The 26625-nt window shown below is 59.4% G+C and carries 27 protein-coding genes and 1 pseudogene; 8 read left to right on the top strand and 20 right to left on the bottom strand.

The window, feature by feature from the left end; translation table 11 throughout:
* Window positions 1–31 precede the first annotated feature (31 nt).
* The 6 genes from HX869_RS13640 to HX869_RS13615 all read right to left on the bottom strand — a co-directional run bounded on the left by HX869_RS13640 (window position 32) and on the right by HX869_RS13615 (window position 5382).
* Complete coding sequence (locus HX869_RS13640; RefSeq protein ID WP_003211904.1) at window positions 32–1354, bottom strand: MFS transporter; 1323 nt, start codon at window positions 1352–1354, stop codon at window positions 32–34.
* Between the two features lie 75 nt (window positions 1355–1429).
* Complete coding sequence (locus HX869_RS13635) at window positions 1430–2308, bottom strand: SMP-30/gluconolactonase/LRE family protein (RefSeq protein WP_178903201.1); 879 nt, start codon at window positions 2306–2308, stop codon at window positions 1430–1432.
* 69 nt (window positions 2309–2377) lie between these two features.
* Window positions 2378–3310, bottom strand: a complete 933-nt coding sequence (locus tag HX869_RS13630; RefSeq protein WP_178903200.1) for a 3-keto-5-aminohexanoate cleavage protein — start codon at window positions 3308–3310, stop codon at window positions 2378–2380.
* 82 nt (window positions 3311–3392) lie between these two features.
* A complete protein-coding gene (locus tag HX869_RS13625; protein ID WP_087692590.1) occupies window positions 3393–4181 on the bottom strand; it encodes an SDR family oxidoreductase in 789 nt (262 codons plus the stop codon).
* Window positions 4178–4900, bottom strand: coding sequence for a GntR family transcriptional regulator (locus HX869_RS13620; protein ID WP_003211913.1), 723 nt, complete (start codon window positions 4898–4900; stop codon window positions 4178–4180). The genes HX869_RS13625 and HX869_RS13620 overlap by 4 nt, the downstream gene beginning before the upstream one ends.
* A 335-nt stretch (window positions 4901–5235) precedes the next feature.
* A complete protein-coding gene (locus HX869_RS13615; RefSeq protein ID WP_003211914.1) occupies window positions 5236–5382 on the bottom strand; it encodes a hypothetical protein in 147 nt (48 codons plus the stop codon).
* A 198-nt stretch (window positions 5383–5580) separates the two neighbouring features.
* On the opposite strand from HX869_RS13615, the gene HX869_RS13610 reads away from it, so the two are divergent.
* Window positions 5581–6873, top strand: a complete 1293-nt coding sequence (locus HX869_RS13610; protein WP_178903199.1) for an MFS transporter — start codon at window positions 5581–5583, stop codon at window positions 6871–6873.
* 12 nt (window positions 6874–6885) lie between these two features.
* Window positions 6886–7644, top strand: a complete 759-nt coding sequence (locus HX869_RS13605; RefSeq protein WP_087692592.1) for a substrate-binding domain-containing protein — start codon at window positions 6886–6888, stop codon at window positions 7642–7644.
* On the opposite strand, the gene HX869_RS13600 is transcribed toward HX869_RS13605, so the two are convergent.
* A complete protein-coding gene (locus HX869_RS13600; RefSeq protein ID WP_008437881.1) occupies window positions 7636–8538 on the bottom strand; it encodes a LysR family transcriptional regulator in 903 nt (300 codons plus the stop codon). The two genes, HX869_RS13605 and HX869_RS13600, sit on opposite strands and share 9 nt — an antisense overlap.
* A 393-nt stretch (window positions 8539–8931) precedes the next feature.
* Here HX869_RS13600 and HX869_RS13595 point away from each other — a divergent pair, with 393 nt between their 5' ends.
* Window positions 8932–9777, top strand: a complete 846-nt coding sequence (locus HX869_RS13595) for a DUF6216 family protein (protein ID WP_003211924.1) — start codon at window positions 8932–8934, stop codon at window positions 9775–9777.
* A 192-nt stretch (window positions 9778–9969) separates the two neighbouring features.
* Window positions 9970–10821, top strand: coding sequence for a hypothetical protein (locus tag HX869_RS13590; protein WP_178903198.1), 852 nt, complete (start codon window positions 9970–9972; stop codon window positions 10819–10821).
* Here HX869_RS13590 and HX869_RS31835 read toward each other — a convergent pair.
* From HX869_RS31835 to HX869_RS13570, 5 genes and pseudogenes are all read right to left on the bottom strand, one after another.
* Window positions 10790–11599, bottom strand: a complete 810-nt coding sequence (locus tag HX869_RS31835; protein WP_372865333.1) for a methyl-accepting chemotaxis protein — start codon at window positions 11597–11599, stop codon at window positions 10790–10792. The two genes, HX869_RS13590 and HX869_RS31835, sit on opposite strands and share 32 nt — an antisense overlap.
* A gap of 48 nt (window positions 11600–11647) precedes the next feature.
* Window positions 11648–12415, bottom strand: a pseudogene (locus HX869_RS31830) (MCP four helix bundle domain-containing protein); the annotation flags it as partial.
* A 179-nt stretch (window positions 12416–12594) separates the two neighbouring features.
* Entirely contained in the window at window positions 12595–13620 is a 1026-nt protein-coding gene (locus HX869_RS13580; protein ID WP_177035881.1) for a histone deacetylase family protein, read from the bottom strand.
* Between the two features lie 168 nt (window positions 13621–13788).
* Entirely contained in the window at window positions 13789–15018 is a 1230-nt protein-coding gene (locus HX869_RS13575; RefSeq protein WP_178903196.1) for a Zn-dependent hydrolase, read from the bottom strand.
* A 22-nt stretch (window positions 15019–15040) separates the two neighbouring features.
* The gene (locus HX869_RS13570; RefSeq protein ID WP_177040325.1) at window positions 15041–16351 is read right to left on the bottom strand and encodes an MFS transporter; all 1311 of its coding nucleotides are present in this window, start codon (window positions 16349–16351) and stop codon (window positions 15041–15043) included.
* Window positions 16352–16510: 159 nt separating this feature from the next.
* On the opposite strand from HX869_RS13570, the gene HX869_RS13565 reads away from it, so the two are divergent.
* From HX869_RS13565 to HX869_RS13555, 3 genes are all read left to right on the top strand, one after another.
* The gene (locus HX869_RS13565) at window positions 16511–17452 is read left to right on the top strand and encodes a LysR family transcriptional regulator (protein ID WP_003211934.1); all 942 of its coding nucleotides are present in this window, start codon (window positions 16511–16513) and stop codon (window positions 17450–17452) included.
* Between the two features lie 112 nt (window positions 17453–17564).
* Entirely contained in the window at window positions 17565–18386 is an 822-nt protein-coding gene (locus HX869_RS13560; protein WP_008437872.1) for an SDR family NAD(P)-dependent oxidoreductase, read from the top strand.
* 26 nt (window positions 18387–18412) lie between these two features.
* Window positions 18413–19441 carry an AraC family transcriptional regulator gene (locus HX869_RS13555; protein ID WP_177068338.1) on the top strand — a complete coding sequence of 343 codons (1029 nt, stop codon included), beginning with the start codon at window positions 18413–18415 and terminating at the stop codon, window positions 19439–19441.
* Window positions 19442–19443: 2 nt separating this feature from the next.
* Here HX869_RS13555 and HX869_RS13550 read toward each other — a convergent pair whose 3' ends face one another.
* The 6 genes from HX869_RS13550 to HX869_RS13525 form a co-directional block, all read right to left on the bottom strand.
* On the bottom strand, window positions 19444–20211 hold the full coding sequence (locus tag HX869_RS13550) for an anti-sigma factor (protein WP_178903195.1): 768 nt from the start codon (window positions 20209–20211) through the stop codon (window positions 19444–19446).
* Window positions 20208–20705 carry an RNA polymerase sigma factor gene (locus tag HX869_RS13545; protein ID WP_003211943.1) on the bottom strand — a complete coding sequence of 166 codons (498 nt, stop codon included), beginning with the start codon at window positions 20703–20705 and terminating at the stop codon, window positions 20208–20210. Before HX869_RS13545 ends, HX869_RS13550 begins: the two co-directional genes overlap by 4 nt.
* Before the next feature lie 59 nt (window positions 20706–20764).
* Entirely contained in the window at window positions 20765–21316 is a 552-nt protein-coding gene (locus tag HX869_RS13540; RefSeq protein WP_017479232.1) for a tetratricopeptide repeat protein, read from the bottom strand.
* A gap of 43 nt (window positions 21317–21359) precedes the next feature.
* Complete coding sequence (locus HX869_RS13535; protein ID WP_087692600.1) at window positions 21360–21917, bottom strand: cytochrome b; 558 nt, start codon at window positions 21915–21917, stop codon at window positions 21360–21362.
* A 75-nt stretch (window positions 21918–21992) separates the two neighbouring features.
* Entirely contained in the window at window positions 21993–22427 is a 435-nt protein-coding gene (locus tag HX869_RS13530) for a DUF86 domain-containing protein (protein WP_008437859.1), read from the bottom strand.
* Window positions 22417–22812, bottom strand: coding sequence for a nucleotidyltransferase domain-containing protein (locus HX869_RS13525; RefSeq protein ID WP_087692601.1), 396 nt, complete (start codon window positions 22810–22812; stop codon window positions 22417–22419). Before HX869_RS13525 ends, HX869_RS13530 begins: the two co-directional genes overlap by 11 nt.
* A 241-nt stretch (window positions 22813–23053) precedes the next feature.
* Between HX869_RS13525 and HX869_RS13520 the strand changes: the two genes are divergently transcribed.
* A complete protein-coding gene (locus tag HX869_RS13520) occupies window positions 23054–24517 on the top strand; it encodes a site-specific integrase (protein WP_178903194.1) in 1464 nt (487 codons plus the stop codon).
* 84 nt (window positions 24518–24601) lie between these two features.
* Here HX869_RS13520 and HX869_RS13515 read toward each other — a convergent pair whose 3' ends face one another.
* Together HX869_RS13515 and HX869_RS13510 are read right to left on the bottom strand one after the other, a co-directional pair.
* Window positions 24602–25312 (bottom strand): hypothetical protein, encoded by a 711-nt coding sequence (locus HX869_RS13515; RefSeq protein ID WP_178903193.1) that lies wholly within the window; start codon window positions 25310–25312, stop codon window positions 24602–24604.
* Window positions 25313–25922: 610 nt separating this feature from the next.
* Window positions 25923–26534, bottom strand: a complete 612-nt coding sequence (locus HX869_RS13510) for a recombinase family protein (protein WP_178903192.1) — start codon at window positions 26532–26534, stop codon at window positions 25923–25925.
* Window positions 26535–26625 lie beyond the last annotated feature (91 nt).

Raw genomic sequence — 26625 nt, 5'->3', positions numbered from 1 at the left:
CGCAACGGCTGGGGGACGCATCGGTGTTGTTCTAGGGTTCGAGTTGCGCAACCAGCGCCGGCGGGCGATGGGAAAACAGTTGCAGCAGCGCCCCGCCCAGGGCGCAGCCGGCCATCACGAAGAAGCACACCGTGTAGCCGTGCAAGGTGGTCCAGCCGCCGCCCATGGCAATCAGGCTGCCCATCAGCACCGGCGCCAGGCCGCCACCGATAAACATCGCGGTGGTGATGATGCCATTGGCGGTGGAGGTCGCCGACGGCTCGGCCGAGTCGCAGGCCACCGCGTAGTAGATCGGCCACACTGCGTTGGCCACCAGGCCGAACAGCAGTTGCACGACGATGATCAGGGTCAGGGTATTGGCGAAGTAGAACGCACCGACACTGGCCGCCATCCACACCCCGCAGATGATCAGGGTGACGCGCCGGCCAATGATGTCCGACAGCGACGGCCACACCAGTTGCCCGAGAATCCCGGTCAAGGTGAACACCACGCTCATCCCCGCCGACTCGGCCAGGGACAGCCCGGCAATGTTGTACAGGTACGCCGGCAGCACGATGTTGACGCCCATGTACACGACTTGGGTCAGCATCGTATTACCCGCCGTCAGGGCGATATTGCGGTTGCGCAACGTGGCGATAAACGTGCGCCAGGCGTGGCCCTTCACTTGGCTGGCCGGTGCGTTGTCCGGCGGGGTCATGCCCTTGGCGGCGATGTCGACGTACAGCGCGGTGATGCGTTCGGCGGTGGAATAGCGCGCCCAGAAAATCATCAGCGGCAACGCCACCACGAACGCGAAGAAGAACACGTAGCGCCAGTTGTCTTCACCGAAGGTGCTGATGACAAAGCTGGCGACGATGCCACTGAGCATGGCGCCGATCGGGTAACCGGTGTGGTGCGCGCCAAGGGCAAAACCACGACGCTCCACCGGCCACCATTCGGCGGTGTTGCTCACGCCCACCGGCTCGCCCCAGCCTGCGCCGAGGTTGACGCCGACCCGCAGCGCGATAAAGGTCGCGAGGTTGCCGCTCAGGGCCTTGAACCCGGAGAGGAACGAAATAGCCGTGTAGCCCAGCACCAGCGGCACCTGGAACCGTGCGCGCTTCCAGCCACCGCCGTAGCGGTCACTCCACATCGAGCCGGGAATATCCAGCAGGGCCAGGGCGAGCATGATCACCGTGGCCATGGTGCCCCACTGGTCGGCCGACAAATCGAAATGCTTGGAGATGGTCGGCCCCAGGCGCAGCACGATCTCACGGTCGTAGGCGTTGAGGATCCAGATCATCCAGCACACCAGCAGCGACACCCAGGAGTGCCGGTGAATACTGCGCAGCGAGGCTTTTTTCAAGGTTGCCATGGGTTTCTCCAGGCGCGCGAGGGCGCGCACTGACACAAGGTTGCGAAAGGAAAGTGCCTTGTTGAAAAAAACGCGCTAGCTGGCGAACCGTCGCTCGGCTATTCCTTGCACGCCCAGCCCGGTGATCGCAAAAAGCGCCCCGCGCTGCTGACCGTCGGCCGGGAAACGCGGCAACGGTGGCTTGGCCATGGAGGTGACAAACAGGGTGTCCAGGTTCGGCCCGCCAAAGGTCAGGCTGGTGACCTTTTTCACCGGCATCTGGATGATCCGGTCGACCTCGCCGTCGGGTGTGTAGCGCACCAGTTTTCCGGCGTAGACCAGCGCCTGCCACAGGCAGCCTTCGGCATCCACGGTGCAGCCGTCGGCAGCGCCACCGCCGCTGGTATCGACCTTGGCGAAGGTGCGTCGATTGCTCACCGCGCCGCTGGCTGGGTCGTAGTCATAGGCCCAGATCTCGCCGGACCAAGTGTCGCAAAAGTAGAACGTATCGCCCGCCGGGCTCCAGCACGGACCGTTGGACACGATGATGCCTTCGTCCAGGGTGTGCAGGCTCAGGTCCGCGTCGAGGCGGTAGAGTTTGGCGCTGGCGCTGTCTTCGAGGGTGTCCATGGAGCCGAAGACATAGCGCCCCTGGCGGTCGACCTTGCCGTCGTTGAGGCGGTTGTTGGGTAGTGCGGGTTCCGGGTCGATCACCAGGACCAGTTCGCCGCTGTTGAGGTCCAGGAGGTGCACGCCGTTTTGCAGGGCGACGATGGCTTGCTCGCCGCTATGGCGCAGGGCCATGGAGCCGATTTTCTGGCCCACATCCCAGGCGCGCAATTCGCGCCCATCCTCGGTGCAGCGCAGGATCCGGCCGTCGGCGCTGTCGATCCAGTACAACCGTTGTTGTTCGACGTCCCACACCGGGCCTTCGCCCAGGGTGGTCTTCACGTCCACAAGCACTTCGATACGCATGGTGTTATCCCCTTTTTTGTTGTTGTGCGGGATGGGCATGGCCGCGCCGTGACGCGGCCGGTTTATCACTTAGAAATTGACCTGGTCACGCCCCTTGAGCCCGAGGATTTCCCGCGCTTCATCCGGCGTGGCGACCTGATGGCCGAGGGCTTCGATCACTGTGCGAATGCGCCGTACCTGGTCGGCGTTGGACGCGGCCAGTTTGCCCGGGCCATCCCACAGCGAATCCTCCAGGCCGACCCGGGCGTTGCTGCCCATGGACAGGCCCATGGTGGCCAGCGGAATCTGCCCACGGCCGGCGCCGAGGATCGACCACACGTAGTCGTCGCCAAACAGGCGGTCGGCGGTGCGGCGCATATGGGCCAGGTCTTCCGGGTGCCCGCCGATGCCACCGCGCAAACCGAATACCGACTGGATAAACAACGGTGGTTTCAGCAGGCCGCGCTCCAGGAAATGGGCGGCGGTGTACAGGTGGCCGATGTCGTAGCACTCGATTTCAAAACGGGTGCGGTTCTCGGCGCAGGAATTGAGGATGTGGGTAATGTCGCGGAAGGTATTGCGAAAGATCCGGTCGTCGCTTTCTTCCAGGTACGGACGCTCCCAGTCATGCTTGAACTCGGTGAAGCGGTTGAGCATTTCGTACAGGCCGAAGTTCATCGAGCCCATGTTCAGCGAGGCCAGTTCCGGCTTGAACTGGATCACCGGTTGCAGGCGTTCTTCGACGCCCATGGTCGGTGCGCCGCCGGTGGTGATATTGATCACCACGTCGCTGGCGGCCTTGATGTGCGGCAGGAATTCGGCGAACAGCGCGGGGTCCTGGCTGGGACGGCCATCGATGGGATCACGGGCATGCAGGTGGACAATGGCGGCGCCGGCTTCGGCGGCACCGATGGCGGCGTCGGCAATTTCCTGCGCGGTGATCGGCAAATGCGGCGACATCGACGGCGTATGGATGGCACCGGTGACGGCGCAGGTGATGATCACAGGACGATTTTTGGACATGACGATTCTCCGACTTTTATTCTTATGAAAAAAATCCCGGGTGTAACTTGTGTGTTCTTCCCTGGCTAAACGCTGACGCGGCCTACAGGTACTCGACGTTACCGTCGACACTGATCGCCTGGCCGGTGACATTGCGGGCGGCGGGCGAGCAGAGAAACAAGGCCATGGCCGCGACGTCTTCGGCGGTGACCATGCGCTTGAGGGAGATCTTGTTCAGGTATTCCTGGCGCATCTCGGCTTCCGGCACACCGACCTGTTCGGCACGGGCGCGGATCACGCCGTCCATGCGCGGGCCTTCAACGATACCGGGCAGCAAGGCGTTGACGCGGATGTCGCTTTCGCCCAGCTCCGAGGCCAGGGATTTCATCAGGCCGACGATGGCCCATTTGGTCGCCGCATATGGCGTGCGCCAGGCGTAGCCGAGGCGCCCGGCGACCGAGGCGATATGCAGCAGATGGCCGTGGGACGATTCCTTGAGCATCGGCACCGCGTGGTGGGCAAAGCGGTATTGCGCCGTCAGGTTGATATTGATCGTGGCTTGCCACTCGGCATCGCTGATGGCGTCGATGCCGCCGGTGGGCCCGGCAATCCCGGCGTTGTTGACCAGCACATCCAGCCCGCCGAATTGCTCGCGCTGCACCTGGAACACCGCCTCGATCTGCGCGGCATCGCTCACGTCGGCACGGGTGGCGACAGTGCCCGGGTACTTGTCGCGAAACGCCGCCAGGGCCGCTTCGCTGACATCACACACATGCACCTTGGCACCCGCCTCCAGATAGGCCGCCGCCAACACTTCACCGATGCCGGCAGCCCCGCCGGAAATCAACACACGTAACCCAGGATAAGGCTGCAGCCGCTGTAGGACACTCATGCACGTTTACCTCCTGAAACAGACGACCGCGAACGGTCGTTCTTGACGAGCAGGCGCGCCAGGGAATCGGCGGCCTGCATGATGTCATCGGTCACGGCCGCGCGGGCACCGGCGCCATCGCGGGCGGCCAGGGCTTCGACGATGCGCGTATGCGCCTCCATCGAGCGTTGCAAGTGAGCTTTATCGGGGGCGACCAGGGCAAAACACGGGCCCATGTGCAGCCAGAAGTTTTCCACGGCGGCCATGGTCAATTCGGCCTGGGCGACGGCATAGATCCGACGGTGAAAGGCGAAGTTGGTCCACAGGTAGCGGGAAACGTCGACTTCGTCGGCGGCCTGTTGCATCTGTTGGCAGAGGTCGGAGATTTCGTCGAGGTCGGCTTTTTCCAGGAGCAATACGGCCTTTTCTGCCAGCAAACCTTCCAGGGCGACCCGCGCATCGCGGATTTCCCGCAGGCGTTCGACCGTCATCATGCGTACCCGCAGGCGGGAGGTTTCGGTGACTTCAAAGGCGTTTTCGGCGCTGAGGCGCTGGAGGGCTTCGCGCACTGGCATGGGGCTGGAGCCGAGGGCTTCGGCAAGGCCGCGGATGGTGAGTTTCTGGCCGGGCTGGAAACGACCACTCATCAAGGCTTCGCGGATCTGGCGATAGACCTGGTCTTGCAAGGTATCGCGGGACACCTGGCGCAAGGTCGGAAGGAGTAGCGGGCCATCTGTCATGAGTCAAAACCTGTGTTGTCGTTCTTATGGCTCCAATATGTGATCACAAATCAAATATGTCAAATAGTTTCCCGTTGACGGTATGGCTTCAGTCGCCGTCGACGGTATTAATCAGGGATCTATGGCGAGCGGGATACCGGCGACACCACCCTCTGCTTCGCAGGGCGGGATGAACTTCAAGGGCGGCGTGGGGAGGCGCAAAGGTTGTTTCTAGTGTGCGGTGCCCAGATGGCACGCTGGTGGAGTTGGGAATGCCGATTCAGTGAATCGTAATGTGGCGAGGGAGCTTGCTCCCTCGCCACAGCAAGCTCCCTCGCCACAATGAAATGCCTGCATCAAGGCCTGAGCGGGCGCTCCTGATCGCGCTCGGACAGCTCGGTGCCATCGTCCGGATGCTTCCAGGTCTGCGGCTTTTCTTCCTCGCGAAGCTTCCTCGCCCGCTCCTGCTCCAACTCTTCGCGCTGCTTCTGTTCGTTGCTCATCCCCACCTCCCATCCGTAAGAATTGGACACACTGGGCAAGCATAGATGAGGGAGCGGTTTTGTGTGCATCCGGCAATTGATAACCACGACGCATCAATACATGTAAACAACTCACTTATCATTTCCAAATGTGTCAGCCACTATCCGCGGTCTTAAGCGAAACAAGCACTTTAAAAAGAACGCTGGAGACACAAGAAAATGCAAAACCCTTCACGGCCTGACTCTGCCCGCTCCAAAGTCGGCGCGGTCTTTCGCGTCACCTCCGGCAACTTTCTCGAACAGTTCGACTTCTTTCTGTTCGGTTTCTATGCCACCTATATCGCCGCCGCCTTCTTCCCTGCCGCTAATGAATTTGCGTCATTAATGATGACCTTCGCCGTGTTCGGCGCGGGCTTTTTGATGCGTCCGCTGGGGGCTATCATCCTCGGCGCGTACATCGATGATGTGGGCCGTCGCAAAGGCTTGATCGTGACCCTGGCGATCATGGCCAGTGGCACCCTGCTGATCGTGCTGGTGCCCGGCTATCACACCATTGGTTTGTGGGCACCGCTGCTGGTGCTGATGGGCCGGCTGTTGCAAGGTTTCTCGGCCGGTGCCGAACTGGGCGGCGTGTCGGTGTACCTGGCCGAAATGGCCACCCCGGGCCGCAAGGGTTTCTATACCAGCTGGCAATCGGGTAGCCAGCAGATCTCCATCGTGGTCGCGGCCGCCCTGGGTTATGGCCTGAACCAGTGGATGGAACCAGCCGTGGTTGCCGATTGGGGCTGGCGCATTCCGTTCGCCATCGGCTGCGTGATCATCCCGTTCATCTTCGTCCTGCGCCGCAACCTGCAGGAAACCGAAGAGTTCGCCAACCGCAAGCATCGCCCGACCATGCGCGAAGTGCTGGCCACCCTGGTGAAGAACTGGACCATCGTGATCGGCGGCATGATGATGGTGGCGATGACCACCACGGCCTTCTACCTGATCGCCGTGTACGCACCCACCTTCGGCAAAACCGTACTCAACCTGACCACCGCCGACGCCCTGCTGGTGACCCTGCTGGTGGCCGTGTCGAACTTCATCTGGCTGCCCATCGGTGGCACCCTCAGTGACCGTTTTGGCCGCAAGCCGGTGCTGATCGCCATGACTGCTTTGACCGTGCTGACCGCTTACCCGGCACTTTCCTACGTGGTCAATGCGCCAAGCTTCGCGCACATGCTGGAAACCCTGCTGTGGTTCTCCTTCCTCTACGGCATGTACAACGGTGCCATGATCCCGGCCCTGACCGAGATCATGCCGGTGGAAGTGCGTGTGGCCGGCTTCTCCCTGGCCTATAGCCTGGCGACCGCGATCTTCGGCGGTTTTACCCCGGCGATTTCCACCTGGTTCATCCACGAGACGGGCGACAAGGCATCGCCCGCCTACTGGCTGATGTTCGCCGCGCTGTGCGCCCTGTGCGCGACGTTCGCGCTGTATCGCCGCGCCAGCGCCCGTCTGCAAGTTGCCTGAGGAGTCGCACTGATGAACCCCATGCTGAAAACACTGGCGGTACTGGCGATCGGTTCCCTGGCGATGGTCGCCCACGCCGAAGAGCTGAAAGTCATGACCTCCGGCGGCTTCACCGCTGCCTACAAGGTGCTGGGTGCGCAATACGCCACCCAGAGCGGCGACACCCTCGACACCATCCTCGGCCCGTCGATGGGCAAGGCGCCGGAAGCGATTCCCAACCGCCTGGCCCGTGGCGAACACGCCGACGTGGTGATCATGGTCGGCTACGCCCTGGATGAGCTGATCAAGCAAGGCAAGGTCGACAAAGCGTCCCGGGTTGAACTGGCGGACTCGCGCATCGGCCTGGTGGTCAAGGAAGGCGCGGCCAAGCCCTCGATTGCCACCGATGCCGAACTGAAGACGGTACTGACCAACGCCAAATCCGTCGCGTACTCGGACAGCGCCAGCGGCGTCTACGTCGAAAAGGAACTGTTCAAGAAGCTCGGCATGCCGTCCAAGGGCACCATGATCGAACGCATCCCGGTGGCCTCACAGGTGGCCAAGGGTGATTACGAAGTGGGCTTGCAACAGGTGTCCGAACTGCTGCCAATTCCAGGCGTGACCTACGTCGGAAAGATCCCTGAAGACGTGCAGTCCGTCACCCGTTTTGCCGCCGGCATTCCGGTAAATGCGCAGCACCCGGCGCAGGCGAAAAAGCTCCTGCAATTCCTCGCCTCGCCCCAGGCGCAACCCGTGGTGCAATCCACCGGCCTGGATTCGGTCTCACACTGACCGGAACGGCATCTCCCGCGTCAACCGCTCCAGTTCCAGTGCCGCCGGCGTCAACGTACGCCCGCGGCGCTTGATCAACCCCACGTTGCGCACCACCTCCGGCTCCACCAGCGGCACGCTCGTCAGAATCGGATGTTCGCCGCCCGGCATCGCAATCGACGGCACCATCGCCACCCCAAGCCCCGCCTCCACCAGCCCGATCATGGTCGTCACGTGATGGGTTTCGCAGATGCTTGGTTTCTTCACCCGCACGCCGCGCAGGGCCTGGTCCAGCAGGAAGCGGTTGCCTGAGGTCTTGTCCACGGTGATGTAGTCGTGCTCGTACGCCTCGGCCCACGTCACACTGGCGCGGTCCGCCAGCGGATGCTCCCGGCGACAGGCCAGTACATAACGCTCCTGCAACAGCAGCTCGAACTCCACCCCGTCTGCCAGGCTGCCGCTGAAACTCACGCCGAAATCCGCCTCGCCACTTTCCACCGCCGCACACACCTCGCCCGCACTCGCGTCCAGGACCCGCAGGCGAATCTTCGGATAGAGCTTGTGGAATTCGGAGATCACGTGGGGCATGAAGTAGTACGCGGTGGACGGCACACAGGCGATGGTGACATTGCCCATGCGAGTCGAGGCGACGTTGCTGATGCCCATCAGGGCGATGTCCAGGTCATCGAGCATGCGCTCGACTTGCGGCAGGAACGCGCGGCCGACCATGGTCAGGCTGACCCGGCGCGTGGTGCGTTCGAAGAGTTTGACGTCGAGGGCGGATTCGAGCTTCTCGATACGCCGGCTGAGGGCCGGCTGGGAGATACGGATGGCTTCGGCCGCCGCACGGAAACTGCCCTTGTCTACGACGGCGCGAAAGGCCTGGAGGTCGTTGAGGTCGAAGTTGATGATCATCGAGTGGGCCGTTGGGTAGTCGCGGGAGAAAAACGCTCAGATGCAAAAAACCCAGCAACAGGCTGGGTTTTTCCGGTATCTGCCGTATACAAAAATCCTGCCTCTGCTAACAGCTCAGTGAGCTGGGCTTGATCATAGGTCTCGGGTATTAGGGCGTCAATTATCGCAAAACTGGCATCAAGCTTCACACGCTCGCTGGCACCGTCAAAACCCTTGATCAGCAGGTCTACGTGAATCTGCACACCGTATAAGCGTTTCAGTTCAATGACCTCTTGATGCTGTCCGGCTTCCTACGTGCAAGTCAGCTTCTTCCTGTTTTTCCTGAAGCAAAGACACCTCTGCCCAGTTTGCCTAGAATCGCGCGTTCGACTCGTTATGACTAAGGATTAAGCCATGACCGCCCCAATCTCCAAAAGCACACCGCTGACTTGGTATGTTGAAAATTTCCCTGCATTCAGCGGCATCGTTACTCTACTCGCCGTTGTGTGGCTGCTTTGTTTCATCTACCGACGCTCCGGCTCTCTGTTGTTTCTGCGCGACTGGATTTGGCGTTTTTTTGGTGGGCAGCCGCACTTCGAAACCGAACGTTTCGAACGCATGCGCAAGGACCTCCGTGAGCTGGAGTACTACCGCTATGAGTTCAACATTCCTGCAAACACCTTGCAGGATGCAGACTCGGCTGAAGAGTGGATGTACAACAATGGATTCACCCCACGCGATTTCGGTCGAGTGAAGCGCTACATTGACTGGAGCGACTTCACTGCCTTGAGCTTCATCACCAGAAGGTTCGCGCAATGGAGGACCAATTGCTGTTTCTTGTTGGCCATCGTGCTGCTGGCAGGCGTAGCGATCACTCCACCTTTGATTGAATCCGGGTATTTGATGGTGTCACTGAAAAACTCTCCGGAGTCGCCATCATTCTACCTCTCCGAAGAAAACGTGAAGTTCGGGATATGGTCCGACGCAAGGCTCACTGTTGAGCAATGTCGGTCATCAGGGTCTCTGCAAGCCTTCATCCTTCCCGGTCTGCCAGAAGAAAAGCTCGACGTCATCTGCTCATTTTTTATCGATAAAAACTACAGTAAATACGTGCGCGACGGTTTGAGCGAACAGCGCGGGCTCCTGCTGTGGTTCGCCTTGCTCTCGATGGGCGGGATGATCTGGCTGGTTATCCTTATCGCGCGAATGGAAGTCGCCCGTAAGCTATACCGCCAGTGGCTTGCCAGAGGGATCAGGTGATTCCCAGAGACGTTTCAGGTGGGGCACGATATGCAGCCCTCTTGCAGGTGACCACGACAATTAATTTATATTCAGATCTTTTCTATTCACGACTACCTACCGGCAGCGCACTCAATGGATAACACAATAAAAAGGACTTCCAACCCAGCGCCTCTCTATCGCGCGCTTCTTCTGGGTCTGTGGCTACTGGGGTTGCTCTGCCTTGCCACCCTGAGCTTCTTCGCCTGGCAAAGTTTCTATCCGGTCAGCGCTGCCAATAACTGGAGTGTGCAAGTGATCCACCGCAATGTGGAAAAGGCTGCGTCGCTGATGCCAATGCTTGACGGTTCGCTGATGGTCAGCCAGGAATTGAGCAACAGCCTTGGCAGTATCGTGCGCATCTTGCCCGACGGAAAACGCGAACAGGTGGTAGGAAATTTATCCAAACCGGATGGGATGGTCGCCACTCAAGGCGGTTGGGTATTCAGCCAGGAAGTGGACGGCGCGCCGGTCAGTTTCCTCAAGGACGGCGTCGTTACCGAGCTGTTCAAGGGCGACAGCGTGCAAGGGCTGTGGGACGACGGCGAGTTCCTTTACGCCATCGAAGACCGCAAGGTAGCTGCCCGCATACTGCGCTATCGCTGGAGCGACAAGACCTTGAGCGTCGTGCGTGACCAACTCAGCGAAGGCGAGTCGATCGTTCGCTGTACCGATGGGCGCATGCTCTACACGGAAAAGAAGAAGGGTGTGGTCCGCGAATTAACCGAGGACGGTAGCGATCCAGTGGTACTGAGCCAATTGAACAAACCCACCTTCCTGATGTGCGATGAACGCGGGTTATGGATCAACGAGGATTCCACCCACCGCGCGCGTTTGTTGTTGATCGACAAGCAAGGACGCCAGCAGACGATTCTGTCTTTCCTGAAGGCGCCACAGTCGATTGTGCGTACGACGAAGGGAACGTACCTGGTGGCCGAAGGGGGTCGTGACCGGATCCTGGAGCTGGTGCCATCCGTGGCACGACTAGACCCGGTTACAGCTGAAACCGCGCCACCGCCTCATTGAGCGACACGGCCAAGCGCGCCAGCTCTTGGCTCGACCCGTTGATCTGCCCCGCTCCCGAAGACGAGTGCGCAGACAGGTCACGAATATTGACGATGTTGCGGTCCACTTCCTTGGCCACCTGGGCCTGCTCCTCGGCGGCGCTGGCGATGACCAGGTTGCGCTGGTGAATCTGGTCGATGGAGTCGGTGATCTGGCTCAAGGCTCCACCGGCGCCTTCGGCCAGGATCAAGGTTTCGCTGGCCCGCTGGGTGCTCGATTGCATTGAGGTCAGTGCCTCGCTGGAGCCACTGCGCATCGCGGTGACCATCTGGTCGATTTCCAGGGTCGATTGCTGGGTGCGATGGGCCAGCGCACGCACTTCGTCGGCCACCACGGCAAAGCCACGTCCGGACTCACCGGCACGCGCCGCCTCGATGGCGGCGTTCAGGGCCAACAGGTTGGTCTGCTCGGCGATGGAGCGAATCACATCGAGCACCTTGCCGATGTCCCGCGATTGATCGGCGAGGTTTTGCACCAGGCTCGAGGTTTCACCGATGTTGGTACTCAACGCCTGAATCGCACTGACGGTTTCGCCGACGCGCTGCTGGCCGTCACGGGCCGTTTCATTGGAGAGCCGGGTGGATTCGGAAGTGGAGACTGCATTACGTGCCACCTCATCGGCGGCCGAGGTCATCTCGTTGACCGCGGTGGCGGCTTGCTCGATTTCAGCGGTCTGCTTTTGCAGGCTGCGGCTGCTCTGGTCGGTGATGCCGTTGAGGTCGGTGGCCGACGCGGCCATCTGCCCGGCCGACTGGCGAATCAGCTGCAAGGTACTGCGCAGGCTGCCTTGCATGGTCTGCAACGCCACCAGCAGGCGCGTCACTTCGTCATCGCCGGTCACTTCAACGGTTTGCGTCAGGTCGCCTTGGGCGACGTTTTCTGCGACGCGCACCGCGTGGCTGAGCGGGCCGACAATGCTACGCGTCAGCAACCAGGCCAAGGCCACGGTGCTCAACGCGGCCAGCAGCACGAAGCCGAAGACCATCGTGCGCGAGCGGCTGTACTGCAACTCGGCCGTCTGGCCCTGCAGGTTTATCTGGGCGTTGTAATAGTCGGCCAGGGCATTGAGCTGATTGCCGGAACCGTCGACCACGGTCTTCATGTCCACCAGCAGCAACTTGTTCAGCTCGGCGGTCTGCTGCTTGTCGGCGAGGATGAATGACTGAGTGAGACCTTGCTGATACTGACGCAGGGAGACCTGGAACTGATCATAAAGATTGCGTACCTCGGGGGTATCAATCACCGCATTCAGGTCGGCCAGTTTCTTCGTCAGATCCTGGCTGCGGGTGTCCATCTGGCTGCGGTATTGCGAGAGGCTCGCGGGATTGGGATCAAGGGCCATGCGCAGGGAAATAGTGCGGATGCGCAGCATGATTTCGCGGATATCCGAGACCAGGCGCATTTTCGGCACCAGGCCACTTTCAACCTGCACGGCGCTTTCGCGGATGCTTGCCATGTTCGAGAGCGCAAAGAACCCCAACAGCGCCACGAGCAAGGCAATCAAGGCAAAACCGAGACCCGCACGGCGGGCGATGGACAGGCTGCGGAGCGACATGGCGATTGTTCTCATTATGGGCATACGACATCGTATGACAGAGTTTCGGCCAGTCAGGGCGGGACTTTAGGGGTGTCGACCAGAAGTTAAGAGATATAAATTATCGACGTAAAAGGCCCACGGGTCGGACGCGCCTTGAATGTATTTCCAAGGCAGTCCGGGGCGCTTTATTCAGCGGGTTACATCGACCACGCCTGCGCACTTGCAAAAAACGCCTGAGCATTACTGTCCAGCGTTTCCAGGTGATACCCGCCCTCCTGCACGATCACACACGGCAACCCCAATCCACGAATGCACTCCCCCAGCCGCGCAAATCCTTCCCGCGTCACCGCCACTTTGCTTTGCGGATCCAGCTCGTAGATATCGAACCCCAGCGACAACACCAGCACGTCCGCCGAGAAGTCCTTCACTGCCTTCAATGCCAGTTCCAGCTTTTGGAAAAACACCGCCTCACTCGCGCCATGCGCCATCGGCAGGTTGAGGTTGAAGCCTTCCCCCTTGGCTGCGCCGCGCTCCTCCGCAAAGCCTGCAACCCCCGGATAGAAGTTGGTCGGGTCGCCATGAATCGACACGTACAGCACGTCATCACGCTCGTAGAAAATCTCCTGGATGCCTTGCCCATGGTGCATGTCGGTGTCGAGCACGGCGACGCGCTCGAAGCCAGCGCGCAACGCCTGCGCCGCAACCGCCGCGTTGTTGATATAGCAGAACCCACCGGCTGCATCAAAACGCGCGTGGTGGCCTGGCGGGCGGCACAGCGCGTAGGCCGCGGGTGCGCCGTCGAGGATGTCCCGGGCGGCAGCGACGGCGCTTTGGGCGGACCAATAGGCCGAGCGCCAGGTGAGTTCGCCAATCGGGCAACTGCCGTCGGCGAGGTAGCGCGCCGCCTGGGCAAGGATGCCGCGCAGGGCGTTGGGCTCGCGCACGAAGATGTTGGACATGACTTCGTCGCCCCAGTCTTCGGGGATTTCTTTCCAGCGCTGGTGGGCTTCCTGGAGGAAGGCCAGGTAGGCCGCACCGTGCACAGCCAGCAGTGGATCAAGGCCGTGGTCGTGGGGTTGCTGGATGTCGAAGCCCAGGTTTTGCGCGGCCAGCAGCAGATTGCGGGCGCGCTCCGGGACTTCCTGCGGGGTACGCATCTGGCCACGGGAGTAGTAGCTGCGAGGATGGTGCAGGAGTTGTTCGGGGTGGAAATAAGTACGCATGGGATTTCTCCTGATGGGCACACATCTGCGGTTGAACACCGGACCTGTAGGAGCTGGCTTGCCTGCGATTGCGGTGGCTCAGATACAAATTTGTTGCCTGAACCACCGCTATCGCAGGCAAGCCAGCTCCTACATTTTGATCGTGTTCAACCTTGCAGAAATGTTTCGTTAATTAGCCTGGCCGGCACGTTTCAACACGGCATTGAGCAATACATCGGTGCCCTGGCGAACATCCTCGGGCAGCACATCTTCGGCTTCGTTATGACTCAAGCCTCCCACGCACGGAATGAACACCATCGCCGTGGGGCAGAACCGCGCCAGGTGGATGGCGTCATGGCCAGCACCGCTGACAATCGATTGCTGGGCATAACCCAACGCATCCACGGCGGACTGCACACAGGCGACACACTCGGCATCAAACGGTGTCGCCGGGCTGATCCAGTGCGGGCTGACGGTGACGCTCAGACCACGTTGGGCGGCGATGTCCTGCAAGCGGGCACGCACCTGTTGCTCCATGGCTTCTATGTCGGCGTCGCGGTGATGACGCAGGTCGACGGTAAAATTCAGCAAGCCGGGAATGGTGTTGCGCGACGACTTGGCGATGCTCAATTCACCCACGGTCGTGAGGCCCTCAGGCGCAAAATCAGCCCCCAGGTTTTCCAGCGACTGGATCATCTTCGCGGCGCCGTACAAGGCGTCCTTGCGCAGTGGCATCGGCGTGGTCCCGGCATGGGCGGCCATGCCTTCCACGCGCACGTCGAGCCAGCGAATCGCCTGCCCACCGGTGACCACGCCAATGCTCTTGGCGTTGTCTTCCAGAATAGGACCTTGCTCGATGTGCGCTTCAAAATACGCATCCACCGCGCCACCCAAGGGGCGCTCGCCGTTGTAGCCGGTGCTGCGCAACGCATCCGCCACGCTGACACCGGCGACATCCCGGGTGGCCAGCGCGTTATCCAACGCCAAGGTGCCGGTGAACACGGCCGAGCCGAGCATGGCCGGGGTAAACCGGGCGCCCTCCTCGTTGGTCCACACCGCGATTTCCAGCGGTTTGCGGGTCTTGATGCCGTGGTCGTCGAGGCTGCGGATCACTTCCAGTCCGGCCAGCACACCATAGACGCCATCAAAACGCCCGCCTTCCGGCTGGGTGTCGAGGTGGCTGCCCATCATCACCGGCGCAGCTTCAGGGTCGGTGCCAGCCCGGCGGGCGAACAGGTTGCCGATGGCATCGACGCTCAGGGTCAGCCCGGCCTCTTCACACCAGCGGCTGAACAGTGCGCGGCCCGCCTGGTCTTCGGCGCTCAACGCCAGGCGGCAACTGCCACCGCGGGCCGTGGCGCCGATTTCGGCCATGGCCATCAGGCTGGCCCACAGGCGCTCGCCATTAATCTTCAACATACACATTCTCCAATCAAACGCTTCAAGCCATTTCAAGACGGTGGGCGGTGGCGTGACGCCGGGACAACGCAAGTACGCACAGCAGCGAAACCGCCGCGATCGCGCTGTAGAACACAGCCATCGGCCACCACTGGCCCTGGTATTCATGGGCCAGCCAGGTGCCGATCAACGGCGTGAGGCCACCGGCCAGTGCGCCGCACACTTGGTAGGCCAGGGAGATGGCGGTGTAGCGCACGCGGGTTTCGAACAAGCCGCTGACGAAGCCTGCAATCACCGCATAAAACGAGGCCATGCACACCACGGCCAGGGCGATGCCGAGGATGATCAATGGCGCCTGGCCGCTGCTGACAAGCACGAACATCGGATAAGGCGAGGCCATCGCAAGCACGCTCATCGCACACAGAAAACGAGTGGCACCGACCTTCTCCGCCACCCAGGCCGCCAGCGGCTGGACACAGAACTGGATGATGGCCACGACAAACAGGCATTCCAGAATCAACGAGCGCGGCAGGTTAAGTTGCTGGGTGGTGTAGGCAATCATGAAGGTGTTGGTGAAATACACCCCGGCAATCCCCAGGGTGTTGGCGCCGATGCACAGCAGCAGCGGGCGCCAGGCCGTTTTCAGCACTTCGATCACCGGGGCCTGATCCTGAGTGATGGTCCGGGCCTTTTCGGCCTTGGCTTTGTCTTCCAAGAACTCGGGGGATTCGTTGACGCCCAGGCGGATCGCCAGGCCGACGATCAACAACAAGGCACTGGCCAGGAACGGCACGCGCCAGCCCCAACTGAGCAGGTCGGCTTCCGGCAGACGGGTTACCGCACTGAAGGCCAGCAACGACAGGATCAAACCCGCCGGGCTACCCAGTTGCGCAAAGGAGGCAAAGAAATTGCGACGGCCTTTGGGTGCATGTTCGCCGGCCATCAGCACCGCCCCGCCCCACTCGCCGCCAACGGCGATGCCCTGCACGATGCGCAGCAGCACCAGCAACACCGGCGCCGCGACGCCGATCTGCGCGTAGGTCGGCAACAGGCCGATACATACGGTGACCACGCCCATCATCACCAGCGTGATCACCAGGGATTTCTTGCGACCGATACGGTCACCGATATGCCCAAACACAATGCCGCCCAATGGCCGGGCGAAAAAGCCCACGGCAAAGGTGCCGAACGCGGCCATGGTGCTGAACAGTTTGTCGTCGGAAGGGAAGAACAATTGACCGAACACCAGCGCGGCGGCGGTGGCGTAGATGTAAAAGTCGTACCACTCGATCATGGTGCCGATGAAAGCGGCGGCCGCGGCACGGCGCGGCTGCGGCGAAGCGGAAGGCTTCATGGGGCTGGCTCCTTTGGTTATTTTTTTGGCAGGAGAAAGGTCTGGCGTACGCGCTCTGATGGCGCTGGTTGAGGGTGATTTTTCGTCTCGGCCCTATGATTAGTCAATTTTCTATTTATTATTCCGATTATAAATCCTGCTTATTATCGAGCTGTCGACATGCCTGAAAATCGCCGCGATGTTCATCCGCTGCTCAATGACCGCCTGGACTGGAACCTGTTGCGCACCTTCCGGGTGATCGGCCAGGAGTTGAGCATCAGTCGCGCCGCCGCCCGCCTGCACCTCACCCAGCCGGCCATCAGCCAGGCGCTCAAGCGCCTGGAAGAACAGCTCGACTGCCAGTTGATCGCCCGGCGCGGCCCGCGCTTCGTGCTGACCGAAGCCGGCGAGCAGATTTTCGCGATCGCCGGCGAGATGTATGGCCAGGTCTCGCAGATGAGCAACGCCCTGCAAAAGCCTGGCGACGAGGTGCTTGGCAAAGTGCGGTTGCTGATGATCAGCCGGATCAGTTCGGACACCTTTGATGACTTCCTGGCGGACTTCCATCGCCAGCATCCCCGGGTCGACCTGGACGTTGAGGTGATGCGCAGCTCTGACATCGTCGCCGCCCTGCTGGAGAAAACCGCGACGCTGGGCCTGAGCCTCAATCGCCGGCCGCAACCACGGCTGGAGCAGCACCTGTTCCTGCGTCAGCGTTATGCATTTTTTTGCGGGCGGCATCACCCGTTGTTCGGACGCACCGGGCTGGCGGAGGGAGATTTGCAGTCGGAGAACTTCGTGAGTTTTACCAGCGACCAGATCGGCGGGATGCTCTCGCCGTTGACGATCTTTCGCGACCAGCAGGGCTTCAGCGGGCGCATCGTGGCGTCGTCCTCCAGCCTGGAGGAAGTGCGGCGCCTGGTGATTGCCGGGTTTGGCCTGGGCTGCCTGCCGATTCATGTGGTGGCCGAGGATGTGAAGCATGGGTTGCTCTGGCGCTTGCCGCCAGACGAAGGGATTACCGACGTGGATATCCACCTGCTGTGGAACCGTGAGCAGAAGATGAGCCGGGCGGAGACGGTGTTTATCGAAAGCCTGTCGGCACGGTTGGCCGCAGAATAAATGGCGTGATATGCAAGTCACTTGGCGGCCTCTTGCTAGTGTATGAGAGAGGCCCGTCGACCATCATTCGTTCACAAGTTACTCCCGCAGTCTCAAACGAAGAGGTGTTCGAATGTCCAGGATATGGTTTATCACCGGCAGTTCCCGCGGCCTCGGCCGCTCGATTACCGTAGCCGCCCTGCGCGCCGGTGATCGTGTGGTTGCCACCGCGCGCAATCCCAAGCAGTTGGATGACCTGGTGGCCGAATACGGCGAGGCGATTTATCCGGTCACGCTGGACGTGACCAATAACCAGCAGGTGCTGGAAGCGGTGGATGCCGCGGTGAAACATTTTGGTCGCCTGGATGTGGTGGTCAATAACGCCGGCTACGGTGACCTGGCGTCGGTGGAAGATGTGACGCTGGAGGATTTTTCCGCGCAGATCAGCACCAACTTCTATGGTGTGGTGCACGTGAGCAAGGCGGTGGTGCCGGTGCTGCGCGCCCAGGGCCGTGGGCATATCTTCCAGGTATCGTCGTTGGGTGGCCGCATCGGCATGGCCGGCCTGGCCGCGTATCAGAGTGCGAAATGGGCAGTCGGTGGATTTTCCACAGTACTGGCACAGGAAGTCACGCCACTGGGCATCCAGGTGACCGTGCTGGAGCCGGGCGGCATGCGCACGGACTGGTCGGGCAGTTCCATGACGATTCCGGCCATCAGTGAGCCCTACCAACAAACGGTCGGCGCCCTGGTTGAATTGCTCAACTCCCCCGGCATCCTGCCGACGGGTCCGGACCGGGTTGCCGAAATCGTGCTGGAGCTGGCACTGAACAAAGACGCCCCGCTACGCTTGCTGATCGGCAGCGATGCCGTGCAATACGCCGCCCGGGCAGCGGCAGACTTGGCCGAGTCGGATAAGAAGTGGCATGACCTCAGCGTGTCAGCCTCGGATTAATCTCACGCTTTTGAAAAAGGTGGCGCATGCCTGACGTGACCCAACCCCGTTTCAACATACCGGATGTGTTCTGGCTGGCGCTGCAGAGCGTCGGGCTGGAGCCGTCGGTGGTGTTGCGTCAGGCACGCTTGCCCATGACCCTGCATATCCGCGAGCGGCGAGACCGGCGGCAGGTGACGACGCTGGAGTTCTTTCGCTTGTGGGAGGCGGTGCGCATACTTAATCCTGATCCGGCTGTCGGGATATTACTGGTGACGCGGCTGGATATCACCGCGCTTCCACCCTCCAGCTTTGCCGCTTTTATCGCCCGGGATTATCGCGATGGCCTGCACCGCCTCGCCCGCTTCAAGCAATTGTGCACACCCGAGCGCCTGCTGGTTTGCGAGGATGGCCGTGCCTGTACGGTGACCATCGACTGGTTGCACACGCCAGAATTACCGCCTGCGCTGCTGGTGGATGCGGCGTTTGCGACGTTTGTTGAATTGGGGCGACGGGGAGCACGGACGCAGATCACTCCCCTGCAGGTCGAACTGGCTCGCCCGGACGATGGCAGCCGTGCACTGGCCGAGTTTTTCGGTTGCTCCGTGCGTTTTGGTGCCGGGCGCAACGCGCTGATACTGGACGCCGCTGATCTGGACCGACCTTTTCCGGGTTACAACCCGCAAATGCTCGAAATGCTGAACCCGGGCCTGGTGGCAGCGCTTGCCGAAGCCTCGACACCAGCCAGCATCAGCCATCAGGTCAAGATCACCCTCAAGCGCTTCCTGGCCAGTGGCCGCCCCGAGATGGTCGAGGTAGCGCGGGAGCTGGGCATGAGCGAACGCACGTTGCAACGGCGCATTACCGAGGCCGGCACCAGTTTTCGGCAACTGATGCTGGAAACCCGCCAGGAAGTAGTGCGGCATCTGCTCACCGAGCCGTCGATTGAGATAGACGAGATCGCGTGCCTGGTGGGCTATGAAGATACCAACTCGTTTTATCGTGCGTTTCGTTCCTGGGAGGGGACGACGCCGGCTCGGTGGCGGGCGTTGCAGACGCCCTCATCGTCTCATTGACGCTATGCCGACAAAGCCTTCTCGGCACTGCGCGCCATGATCTGCAAATCCTCGAACGGGTTTCTGCCAATCAACATGAACGCATGGGACGGGCTGGACCAAAACACCACGTTCATGCCCCGGCGCTGTTCGGTGGCCATGGCCACCACACCTTTTTTCGCCGCCGTAATGCACAGCGCCAGCGGGCCGTGGCGCGCGTCGAGGTAGGTCAGTTGGCCGATTAGTACGCCGTCATAATCAAGGATTTGTGCGCGGCGAAATTCGGCGCCAGGCAGGTGTACTGCATCCGGGTTCAACGGCAGGCCGAGCTGGGTCCCGACCGAACTCAGCTGGGCGATATGGGAGTCGGGATCGGCGCTGAGGTTTTCCAGGGTCTGGGGCGTATACAGCGCCATGTATTCGGCAACCGAGGCACGCCAGCCCGAACCGGGCTCAGGCCGGGGCCAGGTCATGAACAATCGATCAGCGACCACACCGGCCACCGCAAAGCTTGCTGCTACCGCGAGAAATTTGCGTCGACTCAGGGTGGGTGTTTGTGCCGGCGGCAAGGCATCGAGCATCACCTGCAAACGCTCTGTAGGGGCTTGATCGAGAACCGAATCGAAGGCTGATTTGAACGGCAAGTGGCCGCGCTTGAGCAGCTCCAAGCGGGCGGTCACGGCAGGATCGATCCCCAGCAGGTTATCGATAACCTGACGCTGCCGAGGGTCTAACTCACCGTCCAGGTAAGCCACCAGCAGTTCATCCGACGGTGGTGTATTTTGAGTCATCGTCGTTCTCCGCTCGATTTATCCAACAAGCCGCTTGAGTGCGCAGTTTCAGCCAGCTTCATGCGTGCAGCGGCCAACCGGCTCATCACCGTTCCTACGGGAATATGCAGGACTTCGGCAATTTCCTTGTATGAGAGGCCTTCGACGTAGGCCAGAAAAACAGTCTCCCGCTGCGCTTCGGGCAATGCATTGACGCGCTTGATCACCTGTGCGGCAAGGACCTGGTCCTGAGCCAGGGCTTCACCGTCGAACGACAACGCCTGCTCGGCGTCGACAAACCCCTGCCCTTGCCGTACTCGCTGGGCGCGCAATTCGTTAAGCCAGATCGAATGCATGATCGTCAGCAACCAGCGGTCCAGCCGCGTGCCAGCCACGAACTGGCCTGCACGCTCCAACGCCCGCACGCAGGTGGCTTGCACCAGGTCATCAGCCACATGCTTTTGTCGCGACAGCACCAGCCCGTATCGCCATAAACGTGGCAACAGCTGGCTCAACTCTCGGCGCAACTCAGCGTCTGTGGTGATGGCAATCTCCCGACTGTTCGCTCACAGGTTCAAGCCTGAGGCGCGGCGGCGATGGCTTCAGCCAGGTCTTCGTACTCTTCGCAGGTGGTGCTGCACAACGCCTTGATCTTCACCAGTTGCTCCTGGGCCAGGTCCACACGGCCCTTGATGACGTAGGCCTCCCCCAGGTACTCACGGACTTGTGCGTAGTTGGGGTCCAGTGCCACGGACTTCAGGTAGTAGCTGATGCCTTCATCGGTGCGCCCCAGTTTGCGGGTGGCGTAGCCGCGGTAGTTCAGGGCCTTGGCGGTGTTCGGGTTTTGCAGGGTGTCGAGCAGTGACAGGGCTTCTTCGTAACGCCCGTCCTTGGCCAGGCGGTAGGCGTAGTCGGTGCGGTCGGCGTCCGACGTGGCCTTGCTGGTTTGCAGCACGCACTTGCCGGTCTTGGTATCCCAGACCTGGCCTTTGGGGCAGTTGGGCTTGGGCGGCGCCGATTCGTCACCGGAGGCATGGGCCTGGCCGGCCAATAGCGCGGCGGCCATACAGGCGCCAAAGAACAAAGCGGTGCGGTAACCAACGGCGTGCTCGGGACGATTCTTCATGGCATTCATGCTCCGTAACGATAGGGAAAGTACAGCAGCAAACTCAGTAGGGAAGATCGCCACGAGGGGCCGGCAGCATGCGGCGCAACGTGCTGTCGCGCTGGATGTAGTGATGCCACAGCGCGGCGCAGGCATGCAGCCCGGCGAGTACGATGATCGCCCAGGCGACATTGTTGTGCAGGCCGCCCAGGGTGCCACGCAATTCGTGATCAATCACAAAAGGCGCTGGCACCGGGAACAGTCCGAAAAAGTTGAAGGGCTCGCCCTGGGCCCAGCGGAACAGGAAGCCCAGGGTCACCTGCGTCAGTAACAACAGGTATAGACAGCCGTGGGCGATTTTGGCGGCCACGTTAAGCGCAGGGTGATTGTCGGCCTTTGGGTGATTGCCGCCGAACACACGCCAGAGGATACGTGCAGCGATCAGCACCGCCATGGCGATGCCCAGGGAGATATGGACCGATTGCAGGCCCTTGCGCAGTGGCGTGCCTTTTTCCAGGTTTTCCCAGACGTGGGCGCTGGCGAACATGAAGATCACCAGGGCGGCGGTCAGCCAGTGGAAGGTGCGGGTCAGGCGGTCGTAGCGGTCGGCGGGATTGTTCATGGGCGTTTCCTGAGTGGTCTGTGTGGTGAACACCGCAGCAGGAAAACTTATTCAGAGGGATGGAAAATTTACAGATTAGACTTGTTTATTTTCCAACCCCGCATCCTTGGTCAAAATATGCGAACTAAATGCTAGAAACTCATCCAGGTGTTTTGTAATGATCGCTACAGTAATCGGCAATTGAAGCGTCTGGTACTCGTGAACAGCAATGTTACGGAACCCGACCATGTTCTTCAGGTTGGTCAGCAACGCAGGATTGACCCAACCGCCCTGACATAACAACTCAAACACGTCACGAGCTCCTTGTGGAACACCCAGGCGCTCACGACGAATCAAGTGTTGACCCATGTCCAGCGCTGCCTCACAGGCACGCTGAATATTAAAAATCGCCGCATCCTGGCGCGTGAAATCTGTGGCGAAGCTGGTGGGATCCTTATCGTATTCCTGACGGGCGCGAGCAACGCACCGCTCAATGCTGGCTGCTTTATTGATGAGAACATCATCGACCATAAACTTTCCCTTCCTTCTGGATATCCGCCAACAACTCAGCCCTTGCCGTGTCCAGCGCGGTTTTTTCGCTCAGGACGTAGCTCTCGAATAGACCCGCCTGGACGTTCCCGGACCAGAGCCGACGCCCAGTGGTCAATACTTGGTATTGCATTACCGTTGAGGCTGCGCGCAAATCAAGCAAGTCGACGGGAACTCCAACGATATCGGCCAACTCCCCAGAAAGCTGCCATAGCAATAAAGGCTCGACCACTCCCGCAGAAAGGACCGCAACATCCAGATCACTCTCACTACCTGCCTCACCCGTCACTTGGCTACCGAACACATACACAGCCAATAGCTCGGGAACTTCAGCCTGCAAATGCGCCAGTACTTTTTTAAAATTCATGACCGATGTCCGAAGCGCCAATTAACGAAGACCGTAGCAGAATTCATTATGCAGTTTCTGACTGAAAGCAAAAAACCCCCGACAACATTGAAGTTATCGGGGGTTTTTCATTTTTCAATAATGGCGGAGAGATAGGGACTCACCACACACCACGAAAAACCCCAGCAATCATTGTACCACAAGGCTTTCCATGTGAGTCTACGTAGAATCTTTACGTAGAATTGGCCGCTGGCAGGTGATCATGGCAAAGGCAAACAACCTAGAACTCCAAGGCGGGACATACCACGTAAGGCTGGACGTTCCCAAGGACGTGCGGGAAGCATTTGGCGGTCGCCGGGTGCTATCCCAATCGTTGAAAACGGGATCGAGAGAAGAGGCCCTATACCGTCGACTGCCTATCCTTCACGCTTGGAAAAGTCAGATAAAAATCGCACGGCAAGGCAAACAGTTGCCGGATGGCTGGCAAGACAACGTAGCTATGATGGTTGAGCAACTTGACCAAATGGCGACTAGCGCCAAGCGAGAAAGAATCGGCGAGAGAATCCTACCTCCGCCAGTCCCTGATCCCGAAGCGGTGAAGCATGCGATGGAAAACCCGGAGGTAGTAGCAGCCCTTAAAGCGATGATTGAGCGCCGCAGGCGTGAGCCAATGGGGATGATCAAACTTGAGGATGACCTGGCCGACATGTTCAAGGGGTTTGTGGGAAGACGACTTACCGAAAGTCACAACCTAACCCCTGACCAGAAGGACGAACTGGCAGTCCTGATCAAAGACCCTTCCAGTTACAAAGCTCGCTCCCCTATCACCAAGACACGTCTGGCAGCATTCCGCACATACCGCCTTGAACATCACGTGGCACTCAAGACGGTAAACCAGCAGGAAGCGAAACTGTTGAGCCTATCGGACCACCTTCAACAATCCGGTAGTCCTCTCGACTTCGATGCAGTTAGCACTTGGTTGCAAGGTATGGCGCTCAGCAGCAAAACCAAGCAGCAATACCTGCTCGCTGGTAGTCAGTTCTGGCAATGGGCTTGCACGCATGAACCGCAATGGCGACAGAACTATAAAGGCCAAGTTAACCCGTTCGAAAAGCACATCCTGCCCACCATGAAGGGCAAGGCAAAAAAGGAAGCAGCAAGGAAAGCTTTCACCATTGAGGAGATTGGCACCCTTCATGCTGCGGCAAAGGAGCAGGGCCTAAGCACACTTGCAGACTTGATCCTGTTGGGAACCTACAGCGGTGGACGAATCGAGGAGTTATGCCAGCTTCGCACGGAGAACGTGATCACTGTCGAAGGCGTGACAATGTTCGATATCACGGACTCAAAGACTGTCGCTGGAATCAGACAGGTTCCGATTCATCCCAAGCTAAAGAGGCTCGTTGCTCGCCTTGCCGCCGCGTCTGCCGATGGATTCTTAATACCATCCGAAAGCAAGAACAAATACGGCATTCGGTCAGATGCACTGTCCAAGGCGTTTGGCAGATTGAAAACGGCCCAAGGGTTTGGCAGTACGCACGTATTCCACTCGATCCGTGCGACGGTCATCACCCTGCTAGTGCGTGCAGATGTACCAGACAGATTGATCAGGGAGATTGCTGGTCATGAGTCGGGAACGGTGACGTTCGATGTATACAGCAAGGGCTCATCACCCAGACAGAAGCTTGATGCCATCAGGAAGCTGCCCACGATGCCTAGCCACTAGCTGTCGCCTATATAAAATGGATATTGATGACAGATAGTGGCGAAGACACCATTTACGCGAAAAGCATTGCCGCAAAGTTCTCGACTAGTCGAGCAGATTCGAGACGCTATCGTCTCCAAGCAGTTGCGGTGTTGTACTAGATGGGAGCCCCTCTGTGTGGGCATGGGTCCGATAAGATATACCAAAAAGAGCTTTGGCGACTTTTACAAGAGGCTCTGCGTTCTTGCCAATCGTGCCCGCTACTACGCTAACCTCGATGGCAAGGCAGTAAAGTTTATCTAGCTTGGAGAGCTTCTTGTGAAGCTCTTGCTGAACCTCTTCCAAACGCTTTAGCAAACGCTCCTTGTGATTATCAGTTAGCTCCTCACTTTTTGTGACTAGGTCACGGAGACGGTTCAACAAATCTTGCACTTCATTGAGGTCACCTTCAGTGAGCTCATAACCAAAGGTGCCAGTTATAAGGCGATTGAAGCGTTGTTCCATCTCAGACTGTAATTGGACGGCATTGTCACGTGCCAGAATTGCTTCGATTTCCCGTTGAATTTGCACAACATACGAGTAGGCATCAGATGCTCTGCGCAGGCTACCGCTATTGATTACTGGTGGCGTAGCAAGCGTTTGCAGCAGCCCCCCCTTTACCATCGAACCTAAAAGTAAAGTCGCCTCTAGCAAGAGTGGACCATGGCTTTCCGCATTTGTCGGTTTACATCTTCCTGTTACGGTGCGACAAACCGACAACCCGACGCCCAAAGGGTCTTCATTGATGTTTTCTAGAAACTCGTCCGAAAATTCCACGCCCTGCTCCTTAGACTGTTCAAAGTGCCATCATGACATACAGTTTCAACTGGGTTAACAACTTGAATGCCATCCACAACTGTGCCCATACGATCAGCCTTTTTGGGACCAGCTCAAGCCTATTAAATTCCTGACCTTGATAGCGCGTCGCTATCAAAAACTTCATTTGCGACGGAACGTCGACGGCGGATCAACTTGAGAGCTACCGCTCTCGGGTAGAGCAACAGCAGCGGACGCGCCACGTGCCTATGTATATTACAACCGTAAATAAGTAGTTATATACAACCGCTCTAAATCAATGCTTACAGCGCTGCTGTAGGGAAATCATGTGGAAGGATCTGCCCAAGGCTTTTTCTGCTGGAACCCAAGCCCCGCCGAATTTTTTGATGCCCGTCAAGGGTGGTTTGAGTGTGGCTGGGCGGAATTCCAGACAGTTGCGGGGGCGGCTCAACAACCTGCGACAGTGGGCTTGGTAAGCCGTCTTAAGATACAAATAACAGTATGACTGGGCGCCGCTGGGCTCACTTCTGGCAGGCATTGAGCCGCGTGCTGTCACTTGATATCAAATGCAACGAAGCCCGCTCAAGGCGGGCTCTGGGAGGCGTTACAGTCAGGCTTTAGCTACACGCTGGACCGTACTCAAAGCACATCCAACAGTAGTAGCTGTTTTGCGAAGAGACATGCCACTGGAGAGGCAGTCTTTGATGCGATTGTGCAGCTTCGCATCCACTGGACGGCCTTGGTACACATTGATGGCCTTAGCCTTTTCAATGCCTTGAGCCTGACGACGGCGCCTGTCGTCGTAGTCCTTCCTAGCTACAGCGGCCAACATGTCCATCAGCATAGAATTGATTGCGGCCAGCATGCGACCTGTGAAGTCGTCACCATTACGGGGTGGTTGCATGGCAGCGTGAGAGGTAGGCAGGTCAAGGGCCACCACCAGCACACCTTTGGTATCGAGGATTGCCCGTAGCTTCTTCCAGTCAGCATCATTCAACCTCGAAAGGCGGTCCACCTGCTCAATCAACAGAATGTCGCCAGCTTCACAATCATCCAGCAGGCGAAATAGTTCGGGACGTTGCAAGGTTGAGCCCGATTCATTCTCGACATACCAGCTGGCAACACGTTGGCCGTTATCTGCTGCGAACGTTTTCAACTCTGCCTTAGCACGCAGAGCATCTTGCTCATCGGTGGATGCTCGCAGGTATGCACGTATGAACATTTCAATCACCCCACCTATACCGTTTTGGATGTACCTATTATAGGTGTACCGACTAGGGTGGCGAAAGGGGTATTTTCGGTACGGGAAAACA

This window comes from Pseudomonas sp. P7779 (genome assembly GCF_013386315.1).
Classification (GTDB): domain Bacteria; phylum Pseudomonadota; class Gammaproteobacteria; order Pseudomonadales; family Pseudomonadaceae; genus Aquipseudomonas.
This window is presented reverse-complemented; position numbering and strand designations above follow the sequence as displayed.